Source organism: Pseudomonas sp. Pso3 (genome assembly GCF_055393275.1).
Map to the genome: position 1 here is coordinate 2,708,314 of NZ_AP043687.1, position 14,187 is coordinate 2,722,500.

General features: G+C 62.1%; 13 protein-coding genes, 3 tRNA genes and 2 rRNA genes (1 of these 18 only partly in view). 9 read left to right on the forward strand and 9 right to left on the reverse strand.

The window, feature by feature from the left end; translation table 11 throughout:
• Positions 1-78: 78 nt before the first annotated feature.
• From tcyJ to tcyN, 3 genes are read left to right on the forward strand one after another with little or no spacing between them, the layout of a single operon-like run.
• Positions 79-876: a cystine ABC transporter substrate-binding protein gene (gene tcyJ / locus ACZ5R1_RS12685; RefSeq protein WP_288474249.1), complete on the forward strand. Its 798-nt coding sequence runs from the start codon at positions 79-81 to the stop codon at positions 874-876.
• Positions 873-1,547 (forward strand): cystine ABC transporter permease, encoded by a 675-nt coding sequence (gene tcyL / locus ACZ5R1_RS12690; protein WP_027599207.1) that lies wholly within the window; start codon positions 873-875, stop codon positions 1,545-1,547. The genes tcyJ and tcyL overlap by 4 nt, the downstream gene beginning before the upstream one ends.
• Positions 1,544-2,308 (forward strand): L-cystine ABC transporter ATP-binding protein TcyN, encoded by a 765-nt coding sequence (tcyN, locus tag ACZ5R1_RS12695; RefSeq protein WP_042134373.1) that lies wholly within the window; start codon positions 1,544-1,546, stop codon positions 2,306-2,308. The genes tcyL and tcyN overlap by 4 nt, the downstream gene beginning before the upstream one ends.
• Here tcyN and epsC read toward each other — a convergent pair.
• Entirely contained in the window at positions 2,299-3,243 is a 945-nt protein-coding gene (gene epsC, locus ACZ5R1_RS12700) for a serine O-acetyltransferase EpsC (RefSeq protein ID WP_007161852.1), read from the reverse strand. The genes tcyN and epsC overlap by 10 nt on opposite strands.
• Positions 3,244-3,359: 116 nt before the next feature.
• Here epsC and sseA point away from each other — a divergent pair, with 116 nt between their 5' ends.
• The 6 genes from sseA (at position 3,360) to ACZ5R1_RS12730 (ending at position 8,065) form a co-directional block, all read left to right on the forward strand.
• Positions 3,360-4,211 carry a 3-mercaptopyruvate sulfurtransferase gene (gene sseA / locus ACZ5R1_RS12705; RefSeq protein WP_464712348.1) on the forward strand — a complete coding sequence of 284 codons (852 nt, stop codon included), beginning with the start codon at positions 3,360-3,362 and terminating at the stop codon, positions 4,209-4,211.
• Positions 4,212-4,368: 157 nt separating this feature from the next.
• On the forward strand, positions 4,369-4,932 hold the full coding sequence (ahpC, locus tag ACZ5R1_RS12710; RefSeq protein WP_007161854.1) for an alkyl hydroperoxide reductase subunit C: 564 nt from the start codon (positions 4,369-4,371) through the stop codon (positions 4,930-4,932).
• Positions 4,933-5,015: 83 nt separating this feature from the next.
• Complete coding sequence (ahpF, locus tag ACZ5R1_RS12715) at positions 5,016-6,575, forward strand: alkyl hydroperoxide reductase subunit F (protein WP_027599204.1); 1,560 nt, start codon at positions 5,016-5,018, stop codon at positions 6,573-6,575.
• Between the two features lie 213 nt (positions 6,576-6,788).
• Positions 6,789-7,454: a gamma-glutamylcyclotransferase gene (locus tag ACZ5R1_RS12720; RefSeq protein WP_042134379.1), complete on the forward strand. Its 666-nt coding sequence runs from the start codon at positions 6,789-6,791 to the stop codon at positions 7,452-7,454.
• Positions 7,451-7,678: a TIGR02450 family Trp-rich protein gene (locus ACZ5R1_RS12725; RefSeq protein ID WP_007161857.1), complete on the forward strand. Its 228-nt coding sequence runs from the start codon at positions 7,451-7,453 to the stop codon at positions 7,676-7,678. Before ACZ5R1_RS12720 ends, ACZ5R1_RS12725 begins: the two co-directional genes overlap by 4 nt.
• A gap of 126 nt (positions 7,679-7,804) precedes the next feature.
• Entirely contained in the window at positions 7,805-8,065 is a 261-nt protein-coding gene (locus ACZ5R1_RS12730) for a hypothetical protein (protein ID WP_007161858.1), read from the forward strand.
• A gap of 42 nt (positions 8,066-8,107) precedes the next feature.
• Here ACZ5R1_RS12730 and ACZ5R1_RS12735 read toward each other — a convergent pair.
• From ACZ5R1_RS12735 to ACZ5R1_RS12770, 8 genes are all read right to left on the reverse strand, one after another.
• A tRNA-Leu gene (locus tag ACZ5R1_RS12735) sits at positions 8,108-8,194 on the reverse strand.
• A 107-nt stretch (positions 8,195-8,301) separates the two neighbouring features.
• Positions 8,302-8,375 (reverse strand) — tRNA-Cys (locus ACZ5R1_RS12740).
• Between the two features lie 36 nt (positions 8,376-8,411).
• Positions 8,412-8,487: transfer RNA gene (locus ACZ5R1_RS12745), tRNA-Gly, on the reverse strand.
• 61 nt (positions 8,488-8,548) lie between these two features.
• Positions 8,549-9,109, reverse strand: coding sequence for a CDP-diacylglycerol--glycerol-3-phosphate 3-phosphatidyltransferase (gene pgsA / locus ACZ5R1_RS12750; RefSeq protein ID WP_007161859.1), 561 nt, complete (start codon positions 9,107-9,109; stop codon positions 8,549-8,551).
• Positions 9,110-9,140: 31 nt separating this feature from the next.
• A complete protein-coding gene (gene uvrC / locus ACZ5R1_RS12755) occupies positions 9,141-10,967 on the reverse strand; it encodes an excinuclease ABC subunit UvrC (RefSeq protein ID WP_027599190.1) in 1,827 nt (608 codons plus the stop codon).
• Position 10,968: 1 nt separating this feature from the next.
• Positions 10,969-11,613 (reverse strand): response regulator transcription factor GacA, encoded by a 645-nt coding sequence (gacA, locus tag ACZ5R1_RS12760; protein WP_027599189.1) that lies wholly within the window; start codon positions 11,611-11,613, stop codon positions 10,969-10,971.
• A gap of 791 nt (positions 11,614-12,404) precedes the next feature.
• A 5S ribosomal RNA gene (gene rrf, locus ACZ5R1_RS12765) occupies positions 12,405-12,520 on the reverse strand.
• Positions 12,521-12,680: 160 nt separating this feature from the next.
• A 23S ribosomal RNA gene (locus tag ACZ5R1_RS12770) occupies positions 12,681-14,187 on the reverse strand (it continues 1,386 nt past the right edge of the window).

The following is a 14,187-nucleotide window of genomic DNA, read 5'->3' on the forward strand; positions in this document are numbered from 1 at the left end:
TCAGCAGTTTTCGGACTTGGGATGTCAGAACAGACACCCCCATAGTGGCGCACCCTCATAACCACAAGGATCTCTTCCATGCGCAAACCCCTCCCCCAGCGTCTGCTCCGTAGCGCCGCCCTGTTGGTCGCCCTGGGCCTGGCCCACCAGGCCACCGCCCAGGCCGAAGACCTCCTGCAGATCGTCAAGCAGCGCGGCGAACTGATCGTCGGCCTGGAGGGCACCTATCCGCCCTTCAGCTTCCAGAACGAACAGGGCCAGCTGACCGGCTTCGAAGTGGACTTCGCCAAGGCCCTGGCCAAGGAACTGGGCGTCGACGCCAAGATCCAGCCCGGCAAATGGGATGGCCTGCTCGCCGCCCTGGAATCCCGGCGTCTGGACGTGGTGATCAACCAGGTCACCATCAGCGACGAGCGCAAGAAGAAATACGATTTCTCCACCCCCTACACCGTCTCCGGCATCCAGGCCCTGGTGCGCAAGGACGACGTCGACAGCATCAAGACCGCCGCCGACCTCGCCGGCAAGAAGGTCGGCGTCGGCCTGGGCACCAACTACGAGCAATGGCTGCGCCAGAACGTACCCAAGGCGGACGTGCGCACCTACGAAGACGATCCGACCAAGTACCAGGATCTGCGCGTCGGCCGCATCGACGCCATCCTCGTCGACCGCCTGGCCGCCCTGGAACTGCTGTCCAAGACCAAGGACAAGCTGGCCCTGGCCGGTGAGCCCTTCAGCCGCCAGGAGTCGGGTATCGCCGAACGCAAGGGTGATCCGCAATTCCATGCCGCGGTCGACCAGGCCATCGCCAAGCTTCGAGCCGATGGCACCCTGGCCAAGATCTCCGAGAAGTGGTTCAAGGCCGACGTCACCCAATGAGCGACACGCTACAGCTCCTGCTCGATTCGCTGCCCTTCCTGCTGAAGGGCGCGATCTGGACCGTGGTCCTGAGCCTCGGCGGCATGTTCTTCGGCCTGCTGCTGGGCTTCGGCCTGGCCCTGCTGCGCCGCTCGCCGAGCCTGCCGCTGCGTAGCCTGGCGCGGCTGTACATCTCGTTCTTCCGGGGTACGCCGCTGCTGGTGCAGCTGTTCGTCATCTACTACGGCCTGCCCGAACTGGGCCTGCAGCTCGATCCGCTGCCGGCCGCCCTGATCGGCTTTTCGCTGAACATGGCCGCCTACACCGCGGAGATCATCCGCTCGGCCATCGGCGCCATCGACCGCGGTCAGTGGGAAGCCGCCGCCAGCATCGGCATGACGCCGCTGCAGACCCTGAGGCGCGCCATCCTGCCCCAGGCGCTGCGCATCGCCCTGCCGCCACTGGGCAACAGCTTCATCTCGCTGGTCAAGGACACCTCGCTGGCGGCCACCATCCAGGTGCCGGAGCTGTTCCGCCAGGCCCAGCTGATCACCGCCCGCACCTTCGAGATCTTCAGCCTCTACCTGGCCGCGGCACTGCTCTACTGGGTCCTGGCCAGCCTGCTGTCCACCCTGCAGAACCGCCTCGAACGGCACTACGGGCGCCACATCAATGAACGAGGTCAGTCATGATCGAGGTGCAGGGGCTCTCCAAGTCCTTCCGGCAGCAGACGGTGCTGCAGTCCATCGACCTTGAGGTGGCCCAGGGGGAGGTGGTCGCGATCATCGGCCCCAGCGGTTCGGGCAAGACCACCCTGCTGCGCTGCCTCAATCTGCTGGAGACCCCGGAGGCCGGCAGCATCCGCCTGGGCGACCTGCGCATCGACGCCAGCCGACCGCTCAAGGGCCAGCAGCACGCCATCCGCCAGCTGCGCCAGCGCATGGGCTTCGTCTTCCAGAACTTCAATCTGTTTCCCCATCGCACCGCGCTGGAGAACGTGATCGAGGGCCCCATCATCGTCCAGGGCGAGGCGCGCGACACGGCCATCGCCCAGGGCCGTGAATGGCTGGCCAAGGTCGGCTTGGCCGACAAGGCCGATAGCTATCCCGGACAGCTATCGGGTGGCCAGCAGCAGCGGGTCGCCATCGCCCGGGCACTGGCCATGCGTCCCCAGGCCATCCTCTTCGATGAACCCACCTCGGCGCTGGATCCCGAGCGGGTCGGCGAGGTGCTGGAGACCATTCGCGGGCTGGCCCAGGAGGGTCGTACCCTGGTCATCGTCACCCACGAGATGGCCTTCGCGCGTGACGTCGCCCACCGGGTGCTGTTCATGGACGGCGGCCGCATCGTCGAACAGGGTCCGGCGGCCGAGTTGTTCAATCGGCCGCGTGAAGAACGCACCCGGCGCTTCCTGGCCAAGTTCGTTCGTGACAACGCCGCCGACTACTCCTGAGCCAGACCGGCGCAGCCCTGCAGGCTGGCCTGGCTGACGTTGCTGTTGGCCGGCACGCCATGGGTCAGCCAGACGTTGCCGCCTATGGTCGAGCCCTGGCCGATGGTGATGCGCCCGAGGATGGTCGCCCCGGCATAGATCACCACATCGTCCTCGACGATCGGATGGCGCGGGTGGCCCTTCTTGAGGTTGCCCTCGGCATCGGCCGGGAAGCGCTTGGCGCCCAGGGTCACCGCCTGGTAGATGCGTACCCGGTCGCCGATGATGCAGGTCTCGCCGATCACCACACCGGTGCCATGGTCGATGAAGAAGCCCTCGCCGATCTGGGCACCCGGGTGGATGTCGATCCCGGTCGCCGAGTGCGCCCGCTCGCTGACCATCCGCGCCAGCAACGGCAGGCCGCTGCGATAGAAGTGATGGGCGATGCGGTGATGGATCATGGCGTAGATGCCCGGGTAGCAGAGCAGCACCTCGTCCACGCTGCGCGCGGCGGGATCGCCCTGGTAGGCGGCGATCACGTCGGTGTCCAGCAGGCGCCGCAGATCCGGCAGGGCCAGGGCGAAGGCCTGCACCAGCCGACGGGCCTCGTCGGCGCGATTGACGCCGTTCTCCCCACGCTGCTTGGCGAAATAGTCCAGTTCCAGCTTCGCCTGGATCACCAGGGCATTGAGCGCCCGCTCCAGTTCGAAACCGACATAGAAGTCCTCGCTTTCCTGGCGCAGCTGATCCGGCCCCAGGCGCAGCGGAAAGAGCGCGCCGCTGAGGGATTCGATCACGCTGGCCATGACGCTGCGCGAGGGCAGCTCGCGGCCGCTGAACTCGCGGAAACGCCCATGGGTCTCGCGCCATTGGCTGCGCGCCTCATGCAGTTCCCCGACGATGCGCCCGAGTTGCCAGTCGTTGCCGCCCGTGGATTGCCCGTTAAGTTCGCTCATAAGTCATCTATCCAGTTACCAGGCTGACGAGGATAAAGTATCCGCCGATCCCTGACAGCCCACGTCGCGCCGGGCGCGGTAAGCTGTCGTCCTTTGCCCATCAAGGAGCGCCACCCATGATCGCCTCCCCGCTGGTCACCGCTGCCTGGCTGCAGGAGCAACTCGGCCGTCCGGATCTGCTGATCCTCGATGCCAGTCTCTACCTGCCCAACGAACCCCAGATCGCCGACGAGACCTATCGGCAGCAGCACATCCCCGGCGCCCTGCGCTTCGATATCGAACACTTCTCCGATCCGGACACCGCGCTGCCGCACATGGTCCCCAGCGCGGGACGCTTCGCCCGGCTGGCCGGCGAACTGGGCGTCACCCCGGAGACCACCCTGGTCGTCTACGACCAGAAGGGCCTGTTCTCCGCCGCCCGGGGCTGGTGGCTGTTCCGCCTGTTCGGCCATGACCAGGTGATGGTGCTCGATGGCGGCCTGCCGCTCTGGCGTGAACAGGGCCTGCCGCTGGAGACCGGTGAAAACCTGCCCAACCCGCAGCCGCCCTACCCCGTCATCTTCAACAATCGCCTGCTCTGCGGCCTGGGCGATGTGCAGACCGCGCTCAGCGTGGGCCAGACCCAGGTGCTCGACGCGCGTGGCGCCAAGCGCTTCACCGGCGAGGTAGCGGAGCCGCGCCCGGGCGTCGCCTCAGGGCATATGCCCGGCAGCCAGAATCTGTCCTACGACAGCCTGCTGACAAAAGATGGCACCCTGCTGCCACCCCAGGAGTTGCGCCAGCGCTTCCAGGCCCTGGGCATCGACGGCCTGCATCCGGTGATCACCAGTTGCGGCAGTGGCGTCACCGCCGCGGTCCTGCTGCTCGCCTTGAGCGTCGCCGGCCTGCCGGATGGTCGGCTCTACGACGGCTCCTGGAGCGAATGGGGTCAGCATCCGGCCACGACCAAGGCGCTGGGCCCGGCCTGAGCCGAGCTAAGCCGCTGATTTCATTAAATACCTGTAGTATCCGATAGAGACGCCCAATCGCCGACATCGCCTTTAACAATGAGGTGAATCGTCAAAATGCGATTAGTATGCGTCCTATCGATTTCAACCCTGACTTAAACCCATCAAGGAGTCATCAATGTCCCTGATCAACACCGAAGTGAAGCCTTTCACCGCGACCGCCTACCACAACGGCAAATTCGTCCAGGTGACCGAGGCCGATCTGAAGGGCAAGTGGTCCGCCATCGTGTTCTACCCGGCCGACTTCACCTTCGTGTGCCCCACCGAGCTGGAAGACCTTGCTGACCTGTACCCCGAGTTCCAGAAGCTGGGCGTAGAGATCTACGGCGTGTCCTGCGACACCCACTTCGCGCACAAGGCCTGGCACGACACCTCGGAAGCCATCAAGAAGGTCAACTACCCGCTGGTAGGTGATCCCACCGCTCGCCTGGCACGCAACTTCGAAGTGCTGATCGAAGAAGAAGGCCTGGCCCTGCGCGGCACCTTCCTGATCAATCCGGAAGGCCAGATCAAGCTGTGCGAAATCCACGACAACGGCATCGGCCGTGACGCCAGCGAACTGCTGCGCAAGGTCCGCGCCGCCCAGTACGTCGCCAACCACCCGGGCGAAGTCTGCCCCGCCAAGTGGAAAGAAGGCGAAGCGACCCTGACCCCCTCGCTGGACCTGGTCGGCAAGATCTAACACCCGCCTGATCTAGCCCGAGCGCCCGGGCGCCTTGCCCGCGCGCTCTTTTTTTGCCCATTTTTTACGGAAGCCACGTCGCCATGTTGGACGCCAATCTGAAAGCCCAGCTCAAGACCTACCTCGAACGCGTCACGCGCCCCATCGAGATCGTCGCGTCCCTCGACGATGGCGCGAAGTCCCGTGAAATGCACAGCCTGCTGCAGGATATCGCCAGCCTGTCCGATCAGGTCAGCCTCAGCACCGACGGCACCGATGCCCGTCGCCCCTCCTTCGCCCTGCTGACCCCCGGTCAGAACATCGACCTGCGCTTCGCCGGTCTGCCCATGGGCCACGAATTCACTTCCCTGGTCCTGGCCCTGCTGCAGGTGGGCGGTCATCCGTCCAAGGCCAGCCAGGACGTCATCGAGCAGGTCAAGGCGCTCGACGGCGACTACCAGTTCGAAACCTATTTCTCCCTCTCCTGCCAGAACTGCCCGGACGTGGTGCAGGCCCTGAACCTCATGGCCGTGCTCAATCCCCGGGTCAAGCACGTCGCCGTCGACGGCGCCCTGTTCCAGGACGAGGTCGAGCGCCGCCAGATCATGGCCGTGCCCAGTGTCTACCTGAACGGCGAACCCTTCGGCCAGGGCCGCATGGGTCTGGAAGAGATCGTCGCCAAGCTCGACACCGGCGCCGCCGCCCGCTCCGCCGACAAGCTCAACGCCAAGGACGCCTTCGACGTCCTGGTCATCGGGGGTGGCCCGGCTGGCGCTGCCGCTGCCGTCTATGCCGCACGCAAGGGCATCCGTACCGGCGTCGCCGCCGAGCGTTTCGGCGGCCAGGTACTGGACACCCTGGCCATCGAGAACTTCATCTCCATCAAGGAGACCGAAGGGCCGAAGCTGGCCATGGCGCTGGAAGAGCACGTCAAGCAGTACGAAGTCGACATCATGAACCTGCAGCGCGCCGAGCAGCTGATTCCGGCCCACGAAGCCGGCGGCCTGCACGAAGTCCGCTTCACCGATGGCGGCTCGCTCAAGGCCAAGACGCTGATCCTGGCCACCGGCGCTCGCTGGCGCGAGATGAACGTTCCCGGTGAGCGGGAATACCGCAACCGCGGCGTGGCCTACTGCCCGCACTGCGATGGCCCCCTGTTCAAGGGCAAGCGCGTCGCCGTGATCGGTGGCGGCAACTCGGGTGTCGAGGCGGCCATCGACCTCGCCGGCATCGTCGCCCAGGTCACCCTGATCGAGTACGACGGCCAGCTGCGTGCCGACGCCGTGCTGCAGCGCAAGCTGTTCAGCCTGCCCAACGTGACCGTCATCACCAGCGCCCTCACCAGCGAAGTCAAGGGCGACGGCCAGAAGGTCAACGGCCTGGTCTACAAGGATCGCAACTCCAGCGAGTTCCACCACCTCGACCTGGAAGGCGTCTTCGTGCAGATCGGCCTGGTGCCCAACACCGACTGGCTCAAGGGTACCGTCGAGCTGTCGCCGCGCGGCGAGATCGAAGTGGACGCCCGCTGCCAGACCTCCCTGCCCGGCGTCTTCGCCGCGGGCGACGTCACCACCGTGCCTTACAAGCAGATCGTCATCGCCCTGGGCGAAGGCGCCAAGGCCTCCCTGGCCGCCTTCGATCACCTGATCCGCACCAGCGCCTGATCGATCTCACGCCCCCTTTCCCGCCCGGCATCTGCTGGGCTTTTTTTCGTCCGCCGTTTTCTGCGTCCACCTTGGCATGTTTCTCGCTGCGACCTAACCAGGCGTCATAAAGATGGGCACGAACGGTCTAGGAGTTCCTCCCGGACTTTCGTTAGGATCTCAGGGCCGGGTTCCTGAACCTGGCAGCTTCAGCGGTAGAGGACCAGGCGGCATATGCACAGACAGATTCCTTCCAGCATCCACGATTCCTATCCCCCCAAGCTCGCACCCGCCACGCCGCTCACCCCTCCCGAGCTGGTGGCCTCCCTGGAAGCCACCCTGGCTCAACGCCAACCCGGCCCGGTCTGGCTGTTCGCCTACGGCTCGCTGATCTGGCGCCCCGAGTGCCCCGCCGTCGCCGTGCGCCGGGCGCGGGTGCACGGCTACCACCGCGGTCTCTATCTCTGGTCCCAGCTGCATCGCGGTACCCCCGAGCAACCCGGCCTGGTACTGGGTCTGGATCGCGGCGGCTCCTGCTCGGGCTTCGCCTACCAGTTGCCGGATGACCAGCTGGACGACCACCTGCTGGCCCTCTGGAAGCGCGAGATGCCCGATGGGTCCTACCGCCCCCGCTGGCTGCAATGCCACCTGGAAGACGGCAGCAAGGTGCAGGCGCTCGGTTTCGTGCTGAAGCGCAATCTGCCCTGCTACGCCGGCAGCCTGCCCGATGACATCCTCAATCGCGTCCTGACCGAGGCCTGCGGCCATTTCGGCACCACCCTGGAATACGTCGAGCGCACCATCACGGCGCTCAGGGCCCACGCCATGCCCGATCGCAACCTGGAAGCCCTGCTGCAGCGCTATCGCAGCGCCCCGCTGCTGGAGGCCATGCAGGGATGAAGCAACGTCAGATCAACCCCCACAAGCTGCTGCTCAGCAAATGGACGGCCGTCCAGCCACGCGAACGGCAAAAGCACTTCATCGTCACCCGGGTCCATACCCCGGAAGTCGAGACCGACCCCATCTCGCAGATAGATCTGCAAGCCGTTCTCACTCGTCGTACCTGGACGCTGGACTGGCACGAGTTGCAGGATGCAGAATGCTGGCTGCAAGGCTGGCAATGAAACTCCGAAAGCAGGGCCGGGATTTTGCGACTAGCATCGCGATATGACGGCACTTTTCTGCAAAGGTGAAACCCTGTAGCAGCCAATGCTGTCACAGTGCCACCTTTGAACAGGAAGCTTTTCCGGATGACCCTCTATGTCGAACTCGCCAGCGCCTTCAACACCCTCAAAGGCGGATTCGAGCCGTTGCGCTGCGTGATCTCCACGCGTGATCAGCGCGCCTACGATGTCGAGGTCTTTTCCCGCAGCGGTCAGTCGGTACTGAACCGCCCTATCGCCCGCACCGAGTTGCTCGACGCGGCCATGCTCGAAGCCTTCATCCTCGACAGCCGCTCACGTATCGAGCGCGATGCGGATGAAACGCCCTACTGGACGATTCCCTCCTAAACGAAAAAGGCCACTCGAACAGGAGTGGCCTTTTCATTTGGATGGTGCCCGAGGCCGGAATCGAACCGGCACGACGGTTAAGTCGAGGGATTTTAAGTCCCTTGTGTCTACCAGTTTCACCACTCGGGCAGAACCGAACCCTCAGACAAGCGGATTCGTAAAACCTGATCCAGTATTCATACATCCCTGGATGATGAAAAGCCCCGTAGACCTGGGATCTACGGGGCTCTCAATAGTGGAGGCCGAGGTCGGAATCGAACCGGCGTACACGGATTTGCAATCCGCTGCATGACCACTCTGCCACCCGGCCTCAAACCTGAATGTCTTGCGACACTCATGTAAAACATGGAGCGGGAAACGAGACTCGAACTCGCGACCCCGACCTTGGCAAGGTCGTGCTCTACCAACTGAGCTATTCCCGCTTGGTGACGGGCGCCATTCTATCTGAGCCACCCTTCATGTCAAGCCATTGATTCAAAAAACTTATTTCTTTTTCTCGGCGCTCATCAGATGCGGCCACGCCGCCATCAGATAGGTGCACATGGACCACAGGGTCAGGGCTGCTGCGACGATGAGCAACGCATAACCACTGATGACCCAGAAGGTCATCTGCGGCGGGTTGGCCAACAGGATGACCAGCGCCAGCATCTGCGCCGCCGTCTTCCACTTGCCCAGATTGGACACCGCGACCTGGGCCCGGGCGCCCAGCTCGGCCATCCACTCCCGCAGCGCCGATACCACGATCTCACGACCGACGATGATGACGGCAGGCAGTGTCAGCCAGGCATTGGCATGCTCCTGCACCAGCAACACCAGGGCCACGGCGACAATGAGCTTGTCTGCTACCGGATCCAGGAAGGCTCCGAAGGGCGTGCTCTGCCCCAGGCGCCGAGCCAGATAACCATCCAGCCAGTCGGTTGCACAGGCGATGGCGAAGATGGTGCTGGCGGTCCAGTAACTCCAGTGGACTGGCAGATAGAACAGGATGACAAAGAGCGGAATGAGGAAGACGCGCAGTACGGTAAGCAGATTTGGAATATTCATTGGCGCGGCTGTTGGTGAACGTGAGGCGATTCTACTCGCTGTGCAAGGCCGCATAAATCTGCTCGGCCAGCTTTTTGCTAATGCTTGGCGCTTTGGCGATCTCTTCGATACTCGCACGCTGCAGCTCACGGAGTCCGCCAAAGTGCTTGAGAAGCTCCTGCCGCCGCTTGGGCCCGATTCCGGCAACCTCCTCCAGCGATGACGTGCGGCGCGCCTTGCCGCGGCGTGCACGGTGTCCGGTGATGGCGAATCGGTGCGCCTCGTCGCGAATCTGCTGAATGAGATGCAGCGCGGGCGAATGAGCCGGCAAGGTGAACTCGTTGGACGGATCGTCCAGATAGAGGACCTCGAGACCCGGCTTGCGGGTGACGCCCTTGGCGACCCCCAGCAGGACCAAGTCCGGCACCGCCAACTCCCTGAGCACCTCACGGGCCATGGCCAACTGGCCCTTGCCGCCATCCACCAGCAGGATGTCAGGCAGCTTGCCCTCGCCCGCCTTGAGCCGGCTGAAGCGGCGGGTCAACGCCTGATGCATGGCGGCATAGTCATCGCCTGCGGTTACACCCTCGATGTTGTAACGACGATAATCCGACTTGAGCGGTCCTTCCGGCCCGAAGACCACGCAGGACGCCACGGTCGCCTCGCCACTGGAATGACTGATATCGAAACACTCCAGCCGCTGAGGCGGTTCCGGCAGATCCAGCGCCTGCACCAGGGCATCGAAACGCACCCCCATGTGCTGCCGATTGGCCAGTCGGGTATTCAGCGCCTGCTCCGCATTGGTTACCGCCAACTGCTGCCAGCGGGCTCGGGTCCCCCGGACGCGATGAGCGATGACCAGCTGCCGCTTGTGAACCTCGGCAAAGGCATCGATCAGGGTAGCGAAGTCCTCGTGGACGGAATTCACGATGATCTCGTCCGGCAGATCCCGCTCCAGGTAGGCGAGGTAGTACTGCTCCAGGAAGGCGGCCAGCACTTCGCTGGAATCCTCCTCAATCCCTACCTCCGGGAAGAAATTCTTGCTGCCCAGCACTCGCCCGCCGCGTACGCTGACCAGGTGCACACAGGCACCGCCCGGATTGACGAGCGCGGCGATGACATCGACATCACCGGTGCCTCCCTCGATGCTCTGCTGATCCTGAACGCGTCGCACCAGGGCCACCTGATCACGCAACTCCGCTGCCCGCTCGAACTGCAGATTGACCGAGGCGCTTTCCATCTTGGCTTGCAGCTCTTCCGCCAGGGCATTGCTACGCCCTTCTAGAAACATGGCCGAATGACGGACGTCCTCGCCATATTCCTGCTCGCTGACGAGCGCCACGCAGGGGCCCTTGCATCTCTTGATCTGATACTGCAGGCAGGGCCGCGTACGATTGCGAAAGTAGTTGTCATCGCATTGCCGTACCTGAAAGGCTTTCTGCAGCAGATTGAGACTTTCGCGGATGGCACCGGCGCTGGGATAAGGACCGAAGTAGCGCCCCTTCCCTCTCTTCTCTCCACGGTGAATGGTCAGTCGCGGATACTGATCCTCAGTTGAGAGATAGACATAGGGGTAGGACTTATCATCCCTCAACAGGATGTTGTAGGGCGGGCGCCACTGCTTGATGAGATTCTGTTCCAGCAGGAGCGCTTCGGTCTCGTTGCCGGTGATGGTGGTCTCGATCTGAGCGATCTTGGACACCATGGAAGCCGTCTTGGGTGCCAAGCCGGTCTTTCTGAAATAGCTGGAAAGTCGGTTCTTGAGATTCTTGGCCTTACCAACATAGAGGAGCTTGCCGCCCTCATCGAACATCCGATATACACCCGGACGTCCACTGCAACCGGATAGAAAGGCTGCAGCATCGAAAGATTGACTCATATCAACTCGTTGCATCTACCATGCCGTGGCGAACAGCCAACATGGCTAGTTCGACATCGCTGGTAATCGATAATTTCTCGAAGATCCGATAGCGATAGGTGTTGACGGTCTTGGGCGACAAACAGAGCTTGTCGGAAATGACCTGGACTTTCTGGCAGCCCGCGATCATCAGCGCGATCTGAATCTCTCGCTCGGACAGCTGATCGAAGGGCGACGCTTCGGCCTTGGACTGAAAGGGTTTCAAGGCCAGCTGCTGGGCGATCTGCGCACTGATGTAACGTCGACCGGCGAAGGCCTGCTTGATGGCGGTGATCATCTCTTCGATGTCCGCACCCTTGGTCAGATACCCTGCAGCACCCGCCTGGAGCAGACGCGTCGGAAAAGGATCTTCCTCGCAGGCCGTGACGACCACCACCTTCAGGTCGGGTCGGCTGCGCAGGAGCTTGCGGGTAGCTTCCAGCCCACCGATACCGGGCATCCGGACGTCCATCAGGACTACATCCGGCTCGAGCTCACGGGCCAGCATCAGTGCATTTTCGCCACTGTCTGCCTGGCCGACGACCTGGATTCCTGCCACATCCGCCAACATCCGTACGATGCCGGTACGAACAAGATCATGATCGTCGACAACTAGCACCTTGATCAAAATCGAATCCCCTTCGCTTGCGCTTTCATCGCTTGCGTCACCTAAACAACTATCCGCTGGCCCTACCCGTTAAGGAATAGGATCCTAGGCTACGCTATAAATTTGATTGGTCATGCAAAGAAAAAAGGGGTACGACGCTTCGCACCCCTTGCCTGCCGGCCTTAGGCCATTGGGCATTGTATACCGAAAAGAGCTGGAGAAATGAAGCAGATCGGAATCATTCCCGGTCAGGTTACCAATGGTTCGCCGAGGTGTTGGCTCAACCCGCAAGATCCAGGCCTGATCGTCGAAGGCCTCCCCGCTCCCCTGCGCGCCACCCTGATAGCCCGCAAATCCTGAACCCAAAAAGCCCGGCATCTGCCGGGCTTTTTCTTGCTCGCATAACGCTACGGCAGGTTGGGTTGAGCGCAGCGACGCCCAACATTCAGCTGATCGCGGCCATGGGCCGCTCCTACGGCATGCCTCCTTGTAGGAGCGGCCGCACCGGCGGATCGCCACGGCCGCAACAGACCGGCGCAGCCGGGCGGTTGTGGCTCTTGTGCTCTTTGCGGAGTGTCAGCAGCACACATCTGGCAGGCCCTGCGCCAACCTCTCCGCCACTCCGCTCCTGGTCCCCTCTCCCCCCGGGAGAGGGCTAGGGTGAGGGCAACCTCAGCTACGCAGCCTCAGGCCTTCGCTGGCCGATCATCTGCTCCCAGCGCCTAGGCATGCTGACGTCCGACCAAACTTTTCCCGCCCCAAAGACAACACCCCCGCCAGTGTGAACTGAGCGGGGGTGCTGGGTGTTAGGCGCTTGACGATGACCTACTCTCACATGGGGAAGCCCCACACTACCATCGGCGATGCATCGTTTCACTTCTGAGTTCGGGAAGGGATCAGGTGGTTCCAATGCTCTATGTTCGTCAAGCAATTCGGTTGGCTGGCCAGGTGATGGAGCTGCCTGGCTGGCCCAATTGGGTCTGTGATCGAAGTAGACGTGTCGTCTTGGGGTCTTGCGAACCCACGCGCCCGTTTTCGGCGTCGTCTTCCTCACGCTCTGACACGCGGTCAGATTGTTTGGGTGTTATATGGTCAAGCCTCACGGGCAATTAGTATCGGTTAGCTCAACGCCTCACAGCGCTTACACACCCGACCTATCAACGTCGTAGTCTTCGACGGCCCTTCAGGAAGCTCAAGGCTCCAGTGAGATCTCATCTTGAGGCAAGTTTCCCGCTTAGATGCTTTCAGCGGTTATCTCTTCCGAACATAGCTACCCGGCAATGCCACTGGCGTGACAACCGGAACACCAGAGGTTCGTCCACTCCGGTCCTCTCGTACTAGGAGCAGCCCCTCTCAAATCTCAAACGTCCACGGCAGATAGGGACCGAACTGTCTCACGACGTTCTAAACCCAGCTCGCGTACCACTTTAAATGGCGAACAGCCATACCCTTGGGACCGGCTTCAGCCCCAGGATGTGATGAGCCGACATCGAGGTGCCAAACACCGCCGTCGATATGAACTCTTGGGCGGTATCAGCCTGTTATCCCCGGAGTACCTTTTATCCGTTGAGCGATGGCCCTTCCATACAGAACCACCGGATCACTAAGACCTACTTTCGTACCTGCTCGACGTGTCTGTCTCGCAGTCAAGCGCGCTTTTGCCTTTATACTCTGCGACCGATTTCCGACCGGTCTGAGCGCACCTTCGTACTCCTCCGTTACTCTTTAGGAGGAGACCGCCCCAGTCAAACTGCCCACCATACACTGTCCTCGATCCGGATAACGGACCAGAGTTAGAACCTCAAGGTTGCCAGGGTGGTATTTCAAGGATGGCTCCACGCAGACTGGCGTCCACGCTTCAAAGCCTCCCACCTATCCTACACAAGCAAGCTCAAAGTCCAGTGCAAAGCTACAGTAAAGGTTCACGGGGTCTTTCCGTCTAGCCGCGGATACACTGCATCTTCACAGCGATTTCAATTTCACTGAGTCTCGGGTGGAGACAGCGCCGCCATCGTTACGCCATTCGTGCAGGTCGGAACTTACCCGACAAGGAATTTCGCTACCTTAGGACCGTTATAGTTACGGCCGCCGTTTACCGGGGCTTCGATCAAGAGCTTCGCTTGCGCTAACCCCATCAATTAACCTTCCGGCACCGGGCAGGCGTCACACCCTATACGTCCACTTTCGTGTTTGCAGAGTGCTGTGTTTTTAATAAACAGTCGCAGCGGCCTGGTATCTTCGACCGGCATGAGCTTACGGGGTAAACCCTTCACCCTCACCGGCGCACCTTCTCCCGAAGTTACGGTGCCATTTTGCCTAGTTCCTTCACCCGAGTTCTCTCAAGCGCCTTGGTATTCTCTACCCGACCACCTGTGTCGGTTTGGGGTACGGTTCCTAGTTACCTGAAGCTTAGAGGCTTTTCTTGGAAGCATGGCATCAACCACTTCTCCTTCTAAAAGAAGGATCGTCATCAGCTCTCGGCCTAGACCGTCCGGATTTACCTAAACGATCAGCCTACCACCTTAAACTTGGACAACCAACGCCAAGCTGGCCTAGCCTTCTCCGTCCCCCCATCGCAGTAACTAGAAGTACGGG

What these genes read in the sequence shown, in the direction of transcription:
- tcyJ (WP_288474249.1), top strand. Translation starts at nt 79, where the DNA reads ATGCGCAAACCCCTCCCCCAGCGTCTGCTCCGTAGCGCCGCCCTGTTG.
- tcyL (WP_027599207.1), top strand. Translation starts at nt 873, where the DNA reads ATGAGCGACACGCTACAGCTCCTGCTCGATTCGCTGCCCTTCCTGCTG.
- tcyN (WP_042134373.1), top strand. Translation starts at nt 1,544, where the DNA reads ATGATCGAGGTGCAGGGGCTCTCCAAGTCCTTCCGGCAGCAGACGGTG.
- epsC (WP_007161852.1), bottom strand. Translation starts at nt 3,243, where the DNA reads ATGAGCGAACTTAACGGGCAATCCACGGGCGGCAACGACTGGCAACTC.
- sseA (WP_464712348.1), top strand. Translation starts at nt 3,360, where the DNA reads ATGATCGCCTCCCCGCTGGTCACCGCTGCCTGGCTGCAGGAGCAACTC.
- ahpC (WP_007161854.1), top strand. Translation starts at nt 4,369, where the DNA reads ATGTCCCTGATCAACACCGAAGTGAAGCCTTTCACCGCGACCGCCTAC.
- ahpF (WP_027599204.1), top strand. Translation starts at nt 5,016, where the DNA reads ATGTTGGACGCCAATCTGAAAGCCCAGCTCAAGACCTACCTCGAACGC.
- ACZ5R1_RS12720 (WP_042134379.1), top strand. Translation starts at nt 6,789, where the DNA reads ATGCACAGACAGATTCCTTCCAGCATCCACGATTCCTATCCCCCCAAG.
- ACZ5R1_RS12725 (WP_007161857.1), top strand. Translation starts at nt 7,451, where the DNA reads ATGAAGCAACGTCAGATCAACCCCCACAAGCTGCTGCTCAGCAAATGG.
- ACZ5R1_RS12730 (WP_007161858.1), top strand. Translation starts at nt 7,805, where the DNA reads ATGACCCTCTATGTCGAACTCGCCAGCGCCTTCAACACCCTCAAAGGC.
- pgsA (WP_007161859.1), bottom strand. Translation starts at nt 9,109, where the DNA reads ATGAATATTCCAAATCTGCTTACCGTACTGCGCGTCTTCCTCATTCCG.
- uvrC (WP_027599190.1), bottom strand. Translation starts at nt 10,967, where the DNA reads ATGAGTCAATCTTTCGATGCTGCAGCCTTTCTATCCGGTTGCAGTGGA.